Annotated in this window: 9 protein-coding genes and 3 pseudogenes; 2 read left to right on the forward strand and 10 right to left on the reverse strand. The window is 51.3% G+C overall.

The window, feature by feature from the left end; all coding sequences use genetic code 11:
- Positions 1-540: 540 nt before the first annotated feature.
- From NQ519_RS10450 to NQ519_RS10465, 4 genes and pseudogenes are all read right to left on the reverse strand, one after another.
- A pseudogene (locus tag NQ519_RS10450) lies at positions 541-2519 on the reverse strand (GH92 family glycosyl hydrolase); the annotation flags it as partial.
- Positions 2520-2778: 259 nt separating this feature from the next.
- On the reverse strand, positions 2779-3195 hold the full coding sequence (locus NQ519_RS10455; RefSeq protein ID WP_227901125.1) for a hypothetical protein: 417 nt from the start codon (positions 3193-3195) through the stop codon (positions 2779-2781).
- A 560-nt stretch (positions 3196-3755) separates the two neighbouring features.
- Positions 3756-4109: pseudogene (locus NQ519_RS10460) on the reverse strand (ATP-dependent DNA helicase RecG); the annotation flags it as partial.
- 13 nt (positions 4110-4122) lie between these two features.
- A pseudogene (locus tag NQ519_RS10465) lies at positions 4123-4552 on the reverse strand (transposase family protein); the annotation flags it as partial.
- A gap of 54 nt (positions 4553-4606) precedes the next feature.
- Between NQ519_RS10465 and NQ519_RS10470 the strand changes: the two are divergent.
- Both NQ519_RS10470 and NQ519_RS10475 read left to right on the forward strand, forming a co-directional pair.
- Positions 4607-6325 (forward strand): leucine-rich repeat domain-containing protein, encoded by a 1719-nt coding sequence (locus NQ519_RS10470; RefSeq protein WP_019151207.1) that lies wholly within the window; start codon positions 4607-4609, stop codon positions 6323-6325.
- A 4-nt stretch (positions 6326-6329) separates the two neighbouring features.
- Complete coding sequence (locus tag NQ519_RS10475; RefSeq protein ID WP_019151206.1) at positions 6330-8660, forward strand: hypothetical protein; 2331 nt, start codon at positions 6330-6332, stop codon at positions 8658-8660.
- A 306-nt stretch (positions 8661-8966) separates the two neighbouring features.
- Here NQ519_RS10475 and NQ519_RS10480 read toward each other — a convergent pair whose 3' ends face one another.
- From NQ519_RS10480 to NQ519_RS10505, 6 genes are all read right to left on the reverse strand, one after another.
- Entirely contained in the window at positions 8967-9518 is a 552-nt protein-coding gene (locus NQ519_RS10480) for a hypothetical protein (protein WP_019151205.1), read from the reverse strand.
- Between the two features lie 192 nt (positions 9519-9710).
- Complete coding sequence (locus tag NQ519_RS10485) at positions 9711-11360, reverse strand: fimbrillin family protein (RefSeq protein ID WP_019151204.1); 1650 nt, start codon at positions 11358-11360, stop codon at positions 9711-9713.
- Between the two features lie 29 nt (positions 11361-11389).
- Positions 11390-13117, reverse strand: a complete 1728-nt coding sequence (locus NQ519_RS10490; protein WP_044118802.1) for a fimbrillin family protein — start codon at positions 13115-13117, stop codon at positions 11390-11392.
- A 120-nt stretch (positions 13118-13237) separates the two neighbouring features.
- On the reverse strand, positions 13238-14269 hold the full coding sequence (locus NQ519_RS10495) for a fimbrillin family protein (RefSeq protein WP_026076624.1): 1032 nt from the start codon (positions 14267-14269) through the stop codon (positions 13238-13240).
- A gap of 31 nt (positions 14270-14300) precedes the next feature.
- The gene (locus NQ519_RS10500; RefSeq protein WP_019151201.1) at positions 14301-15191 is read right to left on the reverse strand and encodes a FimB/Mfa2 family fimbrial subunit; all 891 of its coding nucleotides are present in this window, start codon (positions 15189-15191) and stop codon (positions 14301-14303) included.
- 15 nt (positions 15192-15206) lie between these two features.
- Positions 15207-16265, reverse strand: coding sequence for a DUF3575 domain-containing protein (locus NQ519_RS10505; RefSeq protein WP_019151200.1), 1059 nt, complete (start codon positions 16263-16265; stop codon positions 15207-15209).
- Positions 16266-16398 lie beyond the last annotated feature (133 nt).

The raw sequence follows: 16398 nt of genomic DNA on the forward strand, positions 1-16398 counted from the left end.
AGAATGACTAAAAAATCTTGCATTTGTAAATAATATTTAGCACTCATACTTCAAAATCTACATTATGGGTGCACATATCAAATTTAGCACGAACATCGTTATTTTAAGAAGTGGCTTGAAGTCGATGTAGATTGGAATTACCCGTTTCGTTCCCGAGTCGAAGAGATTTGTTAACGCTTGAATATGGATTGAGAGGTAGGTTTAGCCACACGGATATAGAGAAAATATTAAATTCGGACGGACGGAAAAGTTTACTCTGAGCGTTACGGGATTTTACTTTGGATGATTGATTGTATGAGATTGGAATAGAATGTTGCAAGGTATATAGTGTGGGTTTTATTATAAAGAAAGCATGATCCGGGCAATATCTACGCAATAATGAATTTAAGGGAATTGTTAATTTTGAATTACACCTTTTTCTCGACCCTCATTTTGTTAGAACTGCTTCATAGAAAATAAGAACCAGAACGGAATGTCACGGTTCTTTAATTTTATTATCCTTCCGATTACCCAAAGAGTATATGGGTTTCGGGACAAATATTATTTTTGAGCTTGCATGTCAAAAAGTATCTTTGCTCCCATTTTGAGTTCTGAATATTTGAGGCAGGGTTTTTCCAGCTCCTCGCCGTCAAAGGTCATGCTGCCGACATATCTGTTTTCCGGAGAGTTCTCCGGGGCCTCGATCACGATGTCGTTTCCGTTTTCGAGGTGGATCGTCGCGTGTTTGAACAGGGGCGATCCGACGGCGTATTCATCCGAAGCGGGGCACACGGGATAAAACCCCAAGGCCGAGAATACATACCATGCCGATGTCTGTCCGTTGTCCTCGTCTCCGCAGTATCCGTCTTGTTTGGCGGAGTAGAGGCGATCCATCACCTCGCGCACCCACCACTGGGCCTTGTGGGGCTGTCCGCAGTAGTCATAGAGGTAGATCATGTGCTGTGCAGGCTGGTTTCCGTGGGCGTAGTTGCCCATGTCGGCCACCTGCATCTCGGTGATTTCGTGGATGCGGATCCGTAGTAGCTGTCGTCGTAGATCGGCGGCACCACGAACATTGAGTCGAACATCTGCGCAAAGCTCTTGCGGGCTCCCATCAGGTCGATCAAACCGCCGACATCGTGAAATACCGACCATGTGTAGTGCCATGCGTTGCCCTCTGTGTATGCATCGCCCCATTTGTAGGGGCTGAACGGCGACTGGAACGTCCCGTCGGCATTGCGCCCACGCATTAACTTCATTTCGGGGTCGAAGACATTCCTGTAATTTTGTGACGCCTTTTCCAGCCGTTTCGCATCTTCGTCCTTGCCGAGCATCTTCGCCACCTGTGCGATGCACCAGTCGTCGTAGGCGTATTCGAGCGTGCGTGCGACATTCTCGTTGATGCCCACATCGTAGGGGATGTATCCCAGTGTGTTGTAGTACTCGTGTCCGAGGCGCCCCGTGGAGCTCACCGTGGGGTGTACCTTCCGGCGTCCTGCGAGCATCGCCTCGTAGAGCGTCGCAATGTCTTCCTCGGGGGTGACACCTTTCAGGATGGCATCCGAAACGACCGACGCCGAGTTGTTTCCGACCATGCATCCGCGGTGTCCGGGCGATGCCCATTCGGGCAGGAATCCGCTCTCGCGGTAGGCGTTGGCCAGTCCTGCCTGAATCTCGGCGTTGACCGACGGATAGACGAGGTTCAGCAGCGGGAACAGACTGCGGAAGGTGTCCCAGAATCCCGTGTCGGTGTACATATAGCCTGGCAGGACCTCACCGTTGTAGGGGCTGTAATGGACGGGGTTACCGCTTTTGTCGATCTCGTAGAATTTCCGCGGAAAGAGCGTCGAGCGGTATAGACACGAATAGAACGTGCGGTACTGGCCTACGGTTCCTCCCGCAACCTCGATGCGTCCGAGCACCTCGTCCCAACGCTTCTGCGCCTTGGCCTTTACGGTTTCGAAATCATCTTTTCCCAGCTCCCCGAGGTTTTGTACGGCCTGCATCTGCGATATGAACGACGAGGCTGCGCGTACCGTTACCTGCTCTCCGCGCCGGGTTTCGAAACCTACCCGCACGAGGGCGTGTTCGCCGACTAACTGTTCGCCTTCGACGGGCTTCGTGCCGTCATAGATCTGGAAATCCCGGATCTTCCGGTCGAAGCGCACGATAAACCAGTTCTTGAAGTTGTCGGGCACACCTCCGCTGTTGCGCGTGGTGTATCCCACGACAGTCCGTTTGTCGTGCATGACCCTGATGTACGATCCGCGGTCGAAAGCGTCGATCACCACGCCCGACTCGTCCGATTCGGGGAACGTGAAACGCATGATCGCAGCCCGCTCGGTCGGGGCGATCTCGGCCTTGATGTCGTGGTCGGCGAGGTATACCGAATAATAGTAGGGGCGTGCCTCCTCCGACTGGTGCGAAAACCAGCTCTGGCGGCTCTCCTCATCGACCTTGTCGCGTCCGCGTACGGGCATGATGGAGAACTGCCCGTAGTCGTTGATCCACGGCGAGGGCTGGTGCGTCTGCTTCAGACCTCACTAAAACCGTCTTACAGCATGTTGTAAGACGGTTTTTCTTTTATTTTCTTTTGTCATGCATTTATAATACCAGACAGTATTACATAGTTTTACTTTCCTTTTATTTTCTGATTCCGCTTTAATTCTTTTAGCGGATTCTGGTTGTATACTTGTTTGAGTTTATATAGATCCGTATTGGGTTCGATAATAGCTTGTCGATAATTGACGTAATATCCTATAATGTATCAATATAAAGGTTTCCGGTAAGTATGATTTGCTAAAATCGTTTCTGTGAATAATATTCAATGTCATTTCCCATTCTTTGGGTGATACATTTTTTGCAATCACAAAAGGCTTTCCACCATGAATGTGTTGACGCATTGCATATTGAATCATTTCCTAAGATTTCAATAGTCATTTTCTTTCCTCCATTTTCAAGCCCAAGCCATTCGAAGAAATAGCGATAAATAATCATGGTTTCAGGTATCTCAAGGAGTTTATGGTACTCTTCGATATTTTCGCCAAAGGCTTTCATGAAAAAAGATGTTCCCTTGCCTATTTTACCTTTTGTACTATTAAGAACAGCTTGAATAGCCCGAATATACTTGCGATTCCAATATTTGCCAATATAGTCCCGATTGTGAGAATAATCTTCACCCATATCCGTAGTGCGACGGATTGGGTGGCATTTCATAGGGAAAGAGTATATGCTCACATTTAACCTATCACACAATTCTTATATGGTTTAGCCCTAAATCCATACAGTTGGTTGGACTTTAGAAATTTGCACGGTTTATGATGGGATAAGGTAACGATTAGGCGACGGCTCTGTTTTCCGCATATTACGCCGATATTCACCACCTCAAATAACTGAAGTAAAGATAGTAAATAATCCGAGAAAGCAAATAAAAAACTTCGTTTTTTCGGGTTTCCAGGGCTATTTTTGCATCCCCGCGCCACAACGCCCTACCTCTCCGACACCTTGGCTGCGCTGGTCGCTACCGACACAGGGGCAGGGAATATAAGATACAAGGCACCCTATTAGGACCCTTAAAAAAAGGCAATAGTCTGAAAAATTGGGCTGTTGTATTTTTTATAATAGGACGAGGCAACGAAAAGGCAACGATTCCACTTGCTGCTGCTTGCGTTGGCGTTCACAATCTCAAATAACTAGCATAAAAATAATAAAATTATTGCACGAGAAAAAATATCACCTCGATATCCAATAACGAAATTACTACTTCATACCAATATTGTCGTACCTTTGAAACACGCCAGACGAAGCAGACATTGGGGATAATAATAAAAATCACGTCCGAACAAAACCGCAGAAGCGTTGTTAAGTTTTCCTTCATGCAACAGGTTGAATTTTTCGAGGATGGTCGGCAAATCCTCCCTTATGGTCGCTTCGGGCAAACGTCCGCATTTGATGCCCCCAGGTACCGCGCCCATGACGGCATGTTCGTCAAGGTCGGATATTTTAAGGTCGGAATTCGCCATAGCCTCCCAAGCTTATTTTCCTCCACGCTGCATCAGGTGCTGGTTGTATATTTCCTGCGGCATGGTGGATGTCATTTCCGTTTCCATACCTTTATAACTCATTATCCGTCATCATCCTTCTGCAACGCTTGGAACGAGCAAAACGACATACTTCTATCGGTTTTGAATCAATGCAGAAATAATCTTCGCCTCCATCTATTTCTGCGGCTATTCTTTCCCGGATTGTATTACATAGGGACAAAGTAATTTTACGTCTGTCATTGTATTGTCTGCGGAATATAAGATTGTGAATTTCAATACTATATTCCTGTAACTTTGCAAACAACAATGACTCACTGTCAATGCCAACAGCCTTTGATGTCATGTTCAATGCCTCTATTTCAAGGTCTGAGAACTACTCCTCTTCTTGACATATTCCCTGATTCATTGACCAAATTGCCGACTATTTGCTTGTATGGGTTAGGATTTTTTGCTAATATTGTGTTACTATATTTTCTATTGAAAAGTTTTAATTTGCTAAATATCAACAATATGCACAACTTTTTATACATAAATCTTTTTATCAATCTAATTCCGCCAACGGATTTTTAAATACCAAATATTTTATGAACGCACGTACACTTCTTATTCCACGTACACTTCTTATTCTTAGTCTGGTTGTCCTCTCCGGAGCGCCATGCGCATCTGCGCAGTCTTTCAAGGAAAGACTCAAGAACGCCGCAAAGAAGATAGAACAGAAAGTCAAACAGGAAGTAGCGCCCAAAAAACTTCCGGAAAAGTCCGGTAACACTTCAAGTCTCGACAGCGAACTCCAAAAGCGCCACGACGCCATGGTGGGGCCGGACAACAATAAGAACGCTGAAGACGAAGCTCCCACCGTCAGGTTGCCGGAGACCCACACTGCTCTTTTTGCGCCACTCGGATACCCTGTCGAGGCAACGTATGGGATCAAATCGGTAAAGCCGGTGATGCCGCCGAGAGAGGCATCCGATCAGGTGAACTGGAGTGAAAAACAGCCGAATGTCTATGAGCTCGACAACCAGAGCCTTGTAGCCGAGTTTCTGATGCTCGACGACTGCTTTGCCGACGGCTACATCAAAACCCTCACCCCGGCACATTGGAGATACGATGAGATCGTCAAGGGCGAACTTTGGGCTCGCGTGGGCGCATTGAACAAGATGGTCGAGCAATACAACGAAGCCAAAGAAGAATACGGCGCCGACACTTACCAGTGGGTCATCAACGGCATCCACAACAAAATCGCCTCCGTGCTTGACTCTCGCGAGTACAAAACCCTGATCCGCTCATCCCTCACTCCGCTCTTCACACTTAAAGACAAGTGGATCAGTGATGAGACCAAGGCATATTTCAATGCTCACGGAGGCTATGAGAACGCCCACAAAGCCAACTGGACCGTCTGGGATCCGCAGCCGAACAAAAAAAGCATCACGACATCAGCGTCCGGCCAGACCGGGAAAGTGATTGAGGAGGTCGGGGCAGGTGCTACGGTTGACATCGAGGGAGTCCTGTATGTCCTGCACAACTCCAACAACGGCGGCGCATCCCACGCATTCATCTCGGAAGTGGCGAAGACGGCCGTTGCCGGCAAGAACATCGTGATCCCGGACTATGTCACATACAACGGTAAAAAATATCCGGTGACGGAAATGCGTGGCAATATTTTCTCCGGCACCGCCATCAAGTCCGTGAAACTTCCGTCCACGTTGACGGAGATTTCCAATTCGGCATTCCGCGAGACTCCTATAACTGAAATAGTAATCCCGGCCTCGGTCAAGATAGTTCAGGGTTCGGCTTTCTACGGCTGCAAGAACCTCACGAAAGTAGTCTTCGAAAACGACGTCATGGATGAAGTCCACGGCTGTTTCCAGAAGTGCATAAATCTGAAAAACGTCAAGTTCCCACGCCGCGTCGGACTGATGAGTTACGATATGTTCGAGGGCTGCGTCAATCTCACAGAAGTGATGCTTCCGGAGAATCTGAGCGAAATTTATTCATCCATGTTCAGTGGCTGCAAGAACCTCAAGAATGTGGATATCCCGGCGAGCGTGACCAAGGTCGGCAACAGCGCATTCTCGGACAGCGGCATCACCTCGCTCGACCTCTCCAATGTCAAGGAATTCGAAGGGTTCTGCTTCTCCGGATGCAAAGCGCTCAAGACTGTCAAGCTGAACTCCAGCCTGAAGGAGAATTTCCTTATGGAGACCTATCAAGAATTCACGGAATGTCCGTTACTGGAAGTCAAGTACATAAACAACGAATATGTCTTCCCGGAAGGGTTCATCTTCGTAGACGGCAGCAGGTAGAGTCATGAAAAAGATATTATTTCTACTTTCAGTGGCGGCACTGCTGCTGCCTTTGGATAGTTCGGCCCAGAGCAAGCCGAAGATCAAGTCAGTGGATTTCACTATACAGGTTCCGACCCCGGGGATGTCGCTTTTCGATGCACGCGAGATGCAGTTCACATCTGCGAAGACCGAGTTCGGAGACCTTGCCGCCACGGGCGGCATCCAAGTCCAGGAGATTGACTGGATCGGGGATTTCCGCGAGGACGATGAAGGGGACATGTTCTTCAAGGACGGGTTCATATACAAGGCCCGGATCAAGTTCATGGTAGACCCTTCGGGCAAGTACGACACCGATTACATATTCAAGGACAACGACTACTACATCGACGGCAGCCGCATCAGCGCCACAGTCAACGGAGTGCAGGCCAAGGTCGAGCGCAGCGCTCCTTACTTCATCGACATTGAGGTATCCATGCCTGTTGGAGCCGGTGGAAAAGGCTCGATGCGTGATCTGGCACAGAGCAGCCCAACGGACTATGAGCTCAACAAGGACTCATACCGCGCATCGCAGAAAGCGTATTCAATCGCCGAGGCCGATGCTGCTTGCCCGGATGTGAGCCCGCTTGACGTGATAACCATCAATAATACGTATCACGCGGCGTTCCGTGCCATGCGCGAGTTCGGAGATGAGTTCATCGGGCATAAGAATATGCTTGTCACCAAGGTAATCGTAGATACCGATGACGAGCGCATATATGGAGATGTGGCATCGGACGTCAACAATACCATACAAGGCCCATTCAACATCAGGGAAGTCTGGCTCAGCGACAAAGTCGATGCGGTAAAGTTCATACGCGCCATATTCGCAGTAATGCAGGGTTATACACCGGAACACAGCGATATCTACTGCCCCGAGTTCAGTTACCTCTTCCATACCCAGCGTGCCACGCTCTTTATCCCGGAGACTGCTGTAGCCGATGTAAGGGCGATGTTCAGCCGTCCGACCTGGAGTTTCCGCACACTGTTCTCGCTGAAAACCTACTCCGGCGACGTGCACTCCGCACAGGAAGCCGGTGCGACGGCAGCCAAACCGTTCTGCACAAGCCACGTATTCACCGACAAGGTAGCTGCGGCAGACAAGGTTTTCAGGTACGGCACCTGTAGCAATTGGCCGGAATATTATTATTCCTGCAAAATCTGCGGAAAGTGCGAACACAATGACAAACACGTGTTCAGTATGAACAGGCCAACGTGGGAGGTCCGGGCTCATCAGTATGATCAGCCTGTTGCTGATGACCAGGCTTATGTCGGAGTCAACTCCGCCGGGCAGCATGTATGGTGGTACAGTTGCATCTGGTGCGGACACTCCGAAGGCTATGACCAGAGGCACATAACCAAAGCAGAATGGCAGGCAAGCGGCACAGAGGGAACATACGAGAGCTATAGGGACGCCATGGCCGACATGACAAAACAGTTCGAGGAGAGTGCCCTTCTGAAGACCACGGCACAGCCGGGGATGTTCATTCTCAAAAAAAAGTCGGACTCAAAGATGAGTCCTGCCTTCCAGAGTAGTGTGAACTTCGCCCTCAATGACAACCTCTTGGATGAAAGTGTCCTTGGCAATGATTATACACTTCCCCTGAATCACCGCCAGCTCAACTCGCTGGCCGAGCATCTCGTGAAAGAACTTACCGGCAGCGAGGCCACGGCGTCCTCCATTGGTCTGGACAAGGCTCTTGGCGGAAAAGCCCCGGCAGACGACTCCCCTGTCTCCCGCCAAGAGATGGCCGCCGTGATGTACCGTGCCCTTAGGTATATAGAAGAGTGCGGAGTATACTCATATACGGAGTTCGTTTCTGGGTTGGATAAATACTCCGATCACATCCGCATTGCCCCTTGGGCCAAGGAAGCCATGGCATTTATGGAGGCTCTCGGGCTTATGAACGCTTCTTCCGGCGGTACCCTCTTTCCAGAGAAGACCTGCTCCATCGAAGAAGCCATAGACCTGACCGAGAAGTGCACGCACGCCCACCAGCTCGGCTGGTATCAGGCAAGGTCGTGGGGCGAAGGTGACGGCAGATCCTATTTTGGCAATGTCTGTTATATACCTCACCAAGAAATGAGTACCAACCATACCTATGCCCCGGGTGAGAGGGTTTGGGTTACTGGACCGCGTTTGGGCGGGTCATCGAAATCCCTTCCGATTTTGGAGCCGTACACCGGCCAGATTCTGTATGTGGATGCCGAGTGGTTCCGTCCTGTGCGGAAGTTCGTCTATACATCGAAGCGCACAATCACAGGACCTATCATCTTCCAGGATTATTTTGATGGTGTTTCCATCAAGACTTTCTAAAACGAAGAAAGCGGCTAAAAAGGCAATAGACAGATGAATATCCGACGCCAAGGCGTACACGCGCAAATTCCTGACAGGATCTGCAAACTGCCGGGCAGATAAACGTAAAGCGGATAAAAATGCGCTGCTACTCTCGTAAAAGTAAACACAAAGAGGTGAGAGAAGATAGAATATTGTACTTTTGATAGGTGGTTCTCCTCGACTGTTCGAGGAGAACCATTTTTTTGAGTTTCCTCTCCCGCTGGTCGTACAGCGTTTCGGGATACGGTCGTACAGGACGGTAAGCCTCGTTTTTGCTGGTTCCGTCTAGCCGGGCTCGGTGATGACGCTGCCGGAGAGTTCCGATTCTGCGACCGTTGCGATGAGTACTTCCGTTTTTTCACTGCCTCTGCGGGTAGCTTCTTTCACCGCTCCGGGTAGATCTTTTGCCAGCCGCTTGCCCATGGCAGCCCTCTTCCACTGTTCCCTATGAGTTTCCATTATCGCCACGAGTATTGTATCTTTTTCGGCAAGAAAGCGACGCAGAGTGTCTATTTCGCCGCCAGGTATGATTGTAGAGTACCGTTGTCCGAGTACGCCGAGCATACTGTCCGTTCTCATGCGATGCGTATGGTATTTGTCCCTTTCCGCATCACTCCATCCTGCCGCAGCCTCGCCTTGCAGGGCAAGCCCGGTGACGTGGCGATGGGCGATGTGTATGTCCTCGTACATCCTCCACAGCCGTGCCACGCTGCCTTCCACTTCCCGCATCTGCCGCCGCTCATATATCAAAATGGCGATCATACTGCCTATGACCGCCACTAAGATGATATATCCGAAAATGATTTTATGCTGCAATGGCATTCGTTTCTTTTCCATCCGTATCACTTCTTATTCAAAATGCAATTTCTTACCACGGCAGACCTTGCAAGCTCGACCTGCCACAAGACTCAACAAAATCTTTCTATCCTTCTTCTCCCAACAGATGGAAGAGCATACAACACTTCCTCCTTTCTTTATCCGAATACTGTCCTAACAGCTTTTGGAAACAGTCGTCAGTACACCGGTTTCTCAGAAAGCAAGGACGGGACGCACATTGTCACTGCCGTCGAATTTACTTGCCCAGATGCAGCGCACCATGCCTTGGAAGTTGTTCAAAATCCAGTACCATGTGTGGTACTTCGAGTGCTCCGAAGACGAACAAAACGAGACGAGGTTGTTGAATGTATCCTTGTCCCCAACGGCGATATTCTCCATCCATTTGTTCAAAGCGGCGGGAACATCTCCTTGGCTCTTCCAGAGGAATTCTCCAGTGTCTGGCGAGGTTTGCTGGGTAACGTCCGCCAAAGCCGGACAACCGCCCAGATTTTGCAGGATGTCCCACCATTGGCCGGAGGCTAGAAGATACCAGCCGGTCGTGGTCGCAGGAACCGGACAGGTCGTGTTATAATCATAGGCGGCCTTGAATGCGGGATAACTGTCGAAGTTGCCGCGATTGGTGCGGATATGCTCGCAATTTCCGTAACCGCTGATGTCGTTGTAGTTATCGGCTTTCGTCCTGCATGTTGTAAGCCCCTCATCCATACCGAAAAGGCCCCACGCTTGTCTTGTCGCGATATTCTTCACAGCCATGACAAGGCCATGGACATTACCTTCTCCGCCTAACTTCTCTTTTTCCTTTGCACCGATACGGCTCTTGTCCGTCTGGAAAACGATGCCGACGACTTTAGCCGCCTGCACCGTCGTTTCGTCCGCCTCTTTCGGAATCAGATACCCCGTCGTACCGTTATTTTTCGTGCAGTAGAAGTCTCCGATGCGGGCAATGCCCGATTCGGCATAGGTGACGTTCTTTATGGTTTCCGCCGCGCCGTCCACCTTGTATCTCTTGTATTCCCCTACGACAGGATGGGACGCGGACGTGGTGATGGTAAACTCCCTGTTCCCCCCGTCATAACATCCCTCGATAGTCGGCATGGACGAGTGCACCAAGTAGCGGTAAGTGCCGTCAGCCATGCGCAGCGGCTTGGCGGTGCCTGTGAACGTAGCTTCTGCCCCCACGGTGTAGTCGGGAACATTCGCGTCGATAAACTTGTAAACGGTCTTCGGCATCTCGATGACGGCCAACGCCATGCGGTGTTTCATGGCGAAAGAGAGGTGGATGGTGTTGCCCGTCCCTGTCGTTGAGCCTCCGGCTGTCATCAGGTCGGAGGCGGTGTAAGCGGCATGGGTGCTCTGGTCGTCCCCGGGTTGCCAGCCATCAATGAGCGGCTTGAAGAACTCGGCATCGGTCATGACCGCCCCCTCCGCAGGTGTGGCAGTCTTGCCCGCCATGTCCGCCTGATAAGGATAGTAGAGGTAGTAGCTCTCTCCATCCATTCCGGCGGCAAGCGTCGTACCGTCGGTTTTCCACATGATGCCGCCCGTGGCGGCATCCTTTTCGGCTGTCAGCTTCACGTTTGAATAAACCGGCTTTCCGCCGCGCACCATGTAGAATCCGCAGGCATCGCCTTCGGTGAACTCGGTGGTGTAGCCGTTCTCCACGGCACGGGTCTCGACACGGGTTTTCATATTCTCAACAGCCGATGTATATCCGCCATCGGTAACGGAGATTGTCAGTTGCTGCGCCTTGTCTTGCACGGCAGGGAACTCTTCTTGCGTGCAGGATACAAGCAGCAGGAGCAACGCAGCTTGCAAGAGGTGGTATATGTTTTGTATCTTCATATTCTTAAAGGACTAAATAGGCAAATAGTTCAGAAAGCAAGGACGGGACGGACAGCGTTACTCCATTTCTTATAGACAAAGTCGCAGCACACGTAATCAGAGGAGTACACGTTCCAGTTCCGTGCGCGGAACTGATTTAACTCCGATGACGACCAAAAACGGTCACCGGTGGTAAAATCATTCTTGCTGTCGGCTGCAATTTTATTCATCCAAGCATTCAAGGCAGCTGGAACATCGCCTTGACCTAGCCAACGGAAATCACCGGAATCCGACGAGGTTTGCTGACCTTTATCCGCCATAGCCGGACAACCGCCCAGATTCTGAAGGATGTCCCACCACTGACCGGAGGAAGGAATAAACCAGCCTGTGGTATTACGAGGTGGGCGGTATTCATTTATACTGTACATATCATTCCATTTCTCGACGGCTTCGAAGGCCGGATATGCCTCAATTCCACCGATACTATTTGCATGGTCAAGAATCTTGGTGTAATTGTGCAGACCGCTGATGTCAGAGTAGATTTCAGACTTGGACCAGCAGTCTTTCACGTCTTCCAAATTATTCTCTTCATGGCTCCATTGGATATCTGTTGCGGTGTTCTTTAAGGCCATTACAAGGCCATGCACATTCCCTTCGCCCAATTTGGACTTTTCGGCAGTGCCGATACGGCTCGGGTCCGTCTGGAAAACGATACCGATGACTCTTCTTTCTATTTCACTTTTTGTTTGGAGTACGGGAGCAGGCTTGGGGCTTGCTATCTTCATACTGCCGTCAGTATAGATTTTGCGCAGGCCGCCGTCGCTCCACGTACCGTCGGAGTAGAAGTAGTCACCGATTTTAAGTTCATCCGCCGTGAATCTTTGCTTTACCCTTTTGGAGGTGACGTTCTCCTCGCCATTTGCAACCCACGTGCCACTGGTCACCGACTGCACATCAATGCCGTTGGCTTTCACGGTGATGGTGTAGGCATACCGCTTGCCACCGAAAAACCCAAATTTGCCGGCAGCTTCTGTTTCGGGAGTGTAGGTAAAGTCATTGCTGCCTATGCTGATTCGGATGAGCGGCTTGCCCGTCATATCCTGCGGCGGCACTAACGCCTCGTATTTCTTCGTTGCGGCATCGTAATAGGGCTTTATCTCGCCGTCCGATTGGTCACCCGGTGATACCAAGCCGGCGGTTGAGTGCGTTAGCGGGTCTCCGAAAATGGTGACGGTCGCACCCTCCAACTCCTCTTCCGTAATGCCTTCGCCAGCTTTGAGAATTACTTCGATTTTCGCCATGCGGTGGATGAAACGGAGATTTATGGCTTGGTCATAACGCCCTATGGCACTGGCGTACAGGACATCGAAAGCGGCGTACCCGCCACTTTGGTCGGAAATATCCGTTTCCGATTCTATGTCCGGGGTCCATGCACTGACGCGGGCTTCATCGGTGTTCTTCCAATAGAAGGCATTATCGGCATCCTTCGGGCTTGCATTGCCCGATGCGTCCATCACGTATGTTTTGTTACCAAACACGCCTTCCAGTGACACTCTAATCTCCTCGCCGCCCGTCCACGCATCCTTACCTCCGGCGCGGGTCTGCGGCTGCGCCACCTCCGCCGTCAGTTGCAGCGGGTACTTGCCGTCGGGCAGGGGCGCGGTGCTTTCATCCTCACTGCTACAGGAAGCGAGCACCCCACAGATGAGCATCATAACCGGCAACCAGCCGCCGATGCGCGGCCACGGCCTTCTCGCTATGTTCCTTATTATTTTCATATTGTCTTTATTTATTTCGTTTTGTGCCACTGCCCGTTGCGATGCGGGCTGCCGCACCATTTATTATATATGGCGTGCCTCCGTCTTACGCCTGATGCACGGCAGTGGCTTTCAGACACACTACATTTTTGCATCACCCGCATGGCTACCACCGTCGTTCCAGTTTTCGATGGTGCTTCCGCTAAGGGTCAGCCCCGTCTTCTTCACCGTGATGGTGTAGGTATAAGAATAACCGGCCTCCAACGCGGGTTTGATCATGTCCTTGTTGGAGTAGCTCTGGTATTCCCCGTCATCGGGAGATATCTCAAGCACCAAAGCGTTGGCGAGTGTCTGCGGGAGCAGGATCATGGTGAAAGTCATCACGCCCGTGGCGGCGTCAAAGGTTGCCACGCACTTGTCCGTGGCCGTCTTCGGGGCACCGGTGCACTGGCGTAACATCCAGTCGCTCACAACGCTGCCCGCGGTCGCGGCGGTACCGGTCTTCACATCGAACGTTCCCTCGTGAACCAGGCCGCCCAGCTTGTAGTCGGCGAATTCCAGCACGGCAGTGTCGTCGAAACCGTCGGTGTTCGACACCTGCACCTTGAGGATAAGACGGGCCATCTTGTGCTTGAAGGAGCAGTCGCTGCCGCCCGCGGCGGTGTTGTCCGTGAAGCTGACGGTCGGGCTGTCTTTATCGGCCTTGGCTCCCGTGGCATGGATGTAGTCCACCTTCTCCTGTTCCGTGGTCGTGGGCTGGTTGCTTGTATTTACCGTAATCTTCCCGTCTGTACCAGGCAGGGTGGAGGCGTTTGCGCCCGATGCGTAAGGCGCGTAGGCGGCAAAAGTAAACTCGAGGAAAGCGTCCTCGAAGAAGATGCCGCCACCCGCCGTCATCGGGGTGAAGTCCGCGTTGGTGCCGGTGCTCGTGGTTGCGTATCCCACGTTCTTGTACTTGCCGCCCATGGTCGTGGTCGTGCCAGGGGCATCCACCACCATCACGCCGATTCGGTCGGCGTTCCACCCGTTGTCCACAGCACGGGTCTTCGGCCCGCTCACGCCTGCCGTGATTCGTGCTTCCTCCGGATTGTTCTGTACCTCGTTCTCTTGTGTACACGCAGCCAATAGCGTTGCCGCTGCTGCAATAATGAAAAACCTCATGTTCATTGTCATAATCTTGTTTTTTTGATTAAAATATTTATCGTCAGTTAGCATCCCCATTGCCGCTTTCTACCTCGTTCCAGCCCGTGATGGTTGCGCCCGTTACCCCGGCCTCTACGGGCAAAAGCAGATTACCCGTGAGTTTAACCGGTTTGGTGCCGTTATTGAAGTCCCTTATGGCCTCGGTAAGGTCGCTCACTACCCGCTGCGTGTCACCGTTGTTGAAAGTGATGTCCACCGTCAGCGTATGCGTTTCCGTCGGGACGATGCCGAGCAGTCGGAAAAAGATTGTGAACTTGTTGTCGTCCTGCCTGAAAGCGTTTGTTACTTGTGCCGCTACACTCCGGTCGCCTGTTGCCATATCCGCTGCCGAAGCCACGCCGGAGAGCGTTGCCGTAGCCGACTGTACACGGCTGTAGTCGCCTTCCGTGGCGGTCAGTTCGATGTCGAGCCTGCGCACGTATTGTCTCATCGGGGCGGTGACGTGCAGGGTGTCGTCCGCCACGACGCTGATGTCCTGGTGCGAGGCGAAGAGGTAGCCGGGGTGCGGCTCTATTGCACCCGTCAGATCCACCGGATTCACCGTTGCCTTGTTTCCGTCGATACTAATCCCCTCCGGGGAGTTGTACACCGTCAGACCGTAGCCACCGGGCGCGAGCAGCGCGTCGAACACGTTGGTCGCTGCGCTCACGTTCTGTTCCCTCCCGCCGATGCGCAGTGTGTATGCCTGCGGTATGTCCGCCTCGGTGCTCTTTCCGCTCCAGTCCGTGGTTACGACCACCGCCCCACGGTCGGGGTGCGGCGTGTCATAGAGGTCGTCCTTCACGCACGAGGTCAGTATGGTCACCGCACCTATTAGATATAATAAGGCATAAGCCTTTCCGTATGCTCCCATATATTCCTTTATCTGTCGTATGATTGTCGTTGTATTCATTGTTCCTCCTTTCCGCTAAAAGATGTTCCACACCAGGGTGACACCCGCCGAGACGGGGCCCCACCAGTTCTTTGTTTCGCTGCCGCGCCTTACCCTCACGCCGTTGATGACCACATACTTGTCATAGTCGGCATGGATATAGCCCAACCCTAAGGAGAAGTCCATCGAGAGGGCATTGTTCAATTTCAGTTGGTAGCCTCCGGTGATGCCTCCACCCGTAAGGTCTCCCTGTTTGCCTGTCGCGGAGAGCTTATAATTGAACTGCCCGGTCTTGAACATTACACCAAGGTAGCCACGCTTCTCCTTACCTATATAATGGCGGAATTCGGGAGCCACTTCCCAAAGGGCGTATCTTCTGTCCTTTTCATTCCACGACCACGAAGTCCACGATCCGTTCACGGATATTCCCCATGACGGGTTGATGCGCCACTCGATGCCGAGGTCGGGCGTGAACGTCGCCCAACGCAGCAGGTTGGCACGCAGTGATAATCCCAAAGTTGTGGATGATGCCGGCAGTACGGATTCAGGCTGATTTTCCTGTCCGGAGGATGCCTTTGTCTCCTCTGCGTCTTGGATTGTTTCTGTAGCCTTGTCGTTTTCACGGAGTGACTGTTCCTTTTCTTCCTCGTAACCGGGATGTGTATCCTCCACAATAGCCGGCACTTTCTCTTTCGGCAGTATGATACGCACCGTCACGAAGTCGCCATCCGAGGCATGGTTACGGGTGATGAAGTTGTTTTCACGCAGTCCTTTCCGGGTGATCAACTCTGATTTCACACGGTTGGAACGTATCTTCGCAATGGCAAGGCTTGCCCGTTCCGACTTGCCGGAGTTACAGTATCCGTCCACGTAAAGAGGCAGCTGTCCCTCCACTATGTCCGGTTTGTTACTTTCGATGCACTCTAGAAGGCGCGTAAGTTCCTGACCATTACCGTTCCATGGCACATAGAACATGTCCTTCTGCGGCACGAAGCGGAAGGTGTAAACTGTGTCTGTTTTCTGCTGCGCAAAAGCCGGAAAAGCTGCCGATGCCTGCCACGAAAACAAAATGAAGAATAGGATTCTTTTGCTCATTTTTTATATGCTTTTTAAATTTCCAATCCAGACTTAACATACAAAATAAGCGAAAAGATTTAAATTCAGCCCGATTCTTGCCTATAAAAAATGTCTCAATTGTCAGAATCGCACATCTTTGTGATTTAGAACG

The sequence above is a fragment of the Alistipes senegalensis JC50 genome, assembly GCF_025145645.1.
Taxonomy (GTDB): domain Bacteria; phylum Bacteroidota; class Bacteroidia; order Bacteroidales; family Rikenellaceae; genus Alistipes; species Alistipes senegalensis.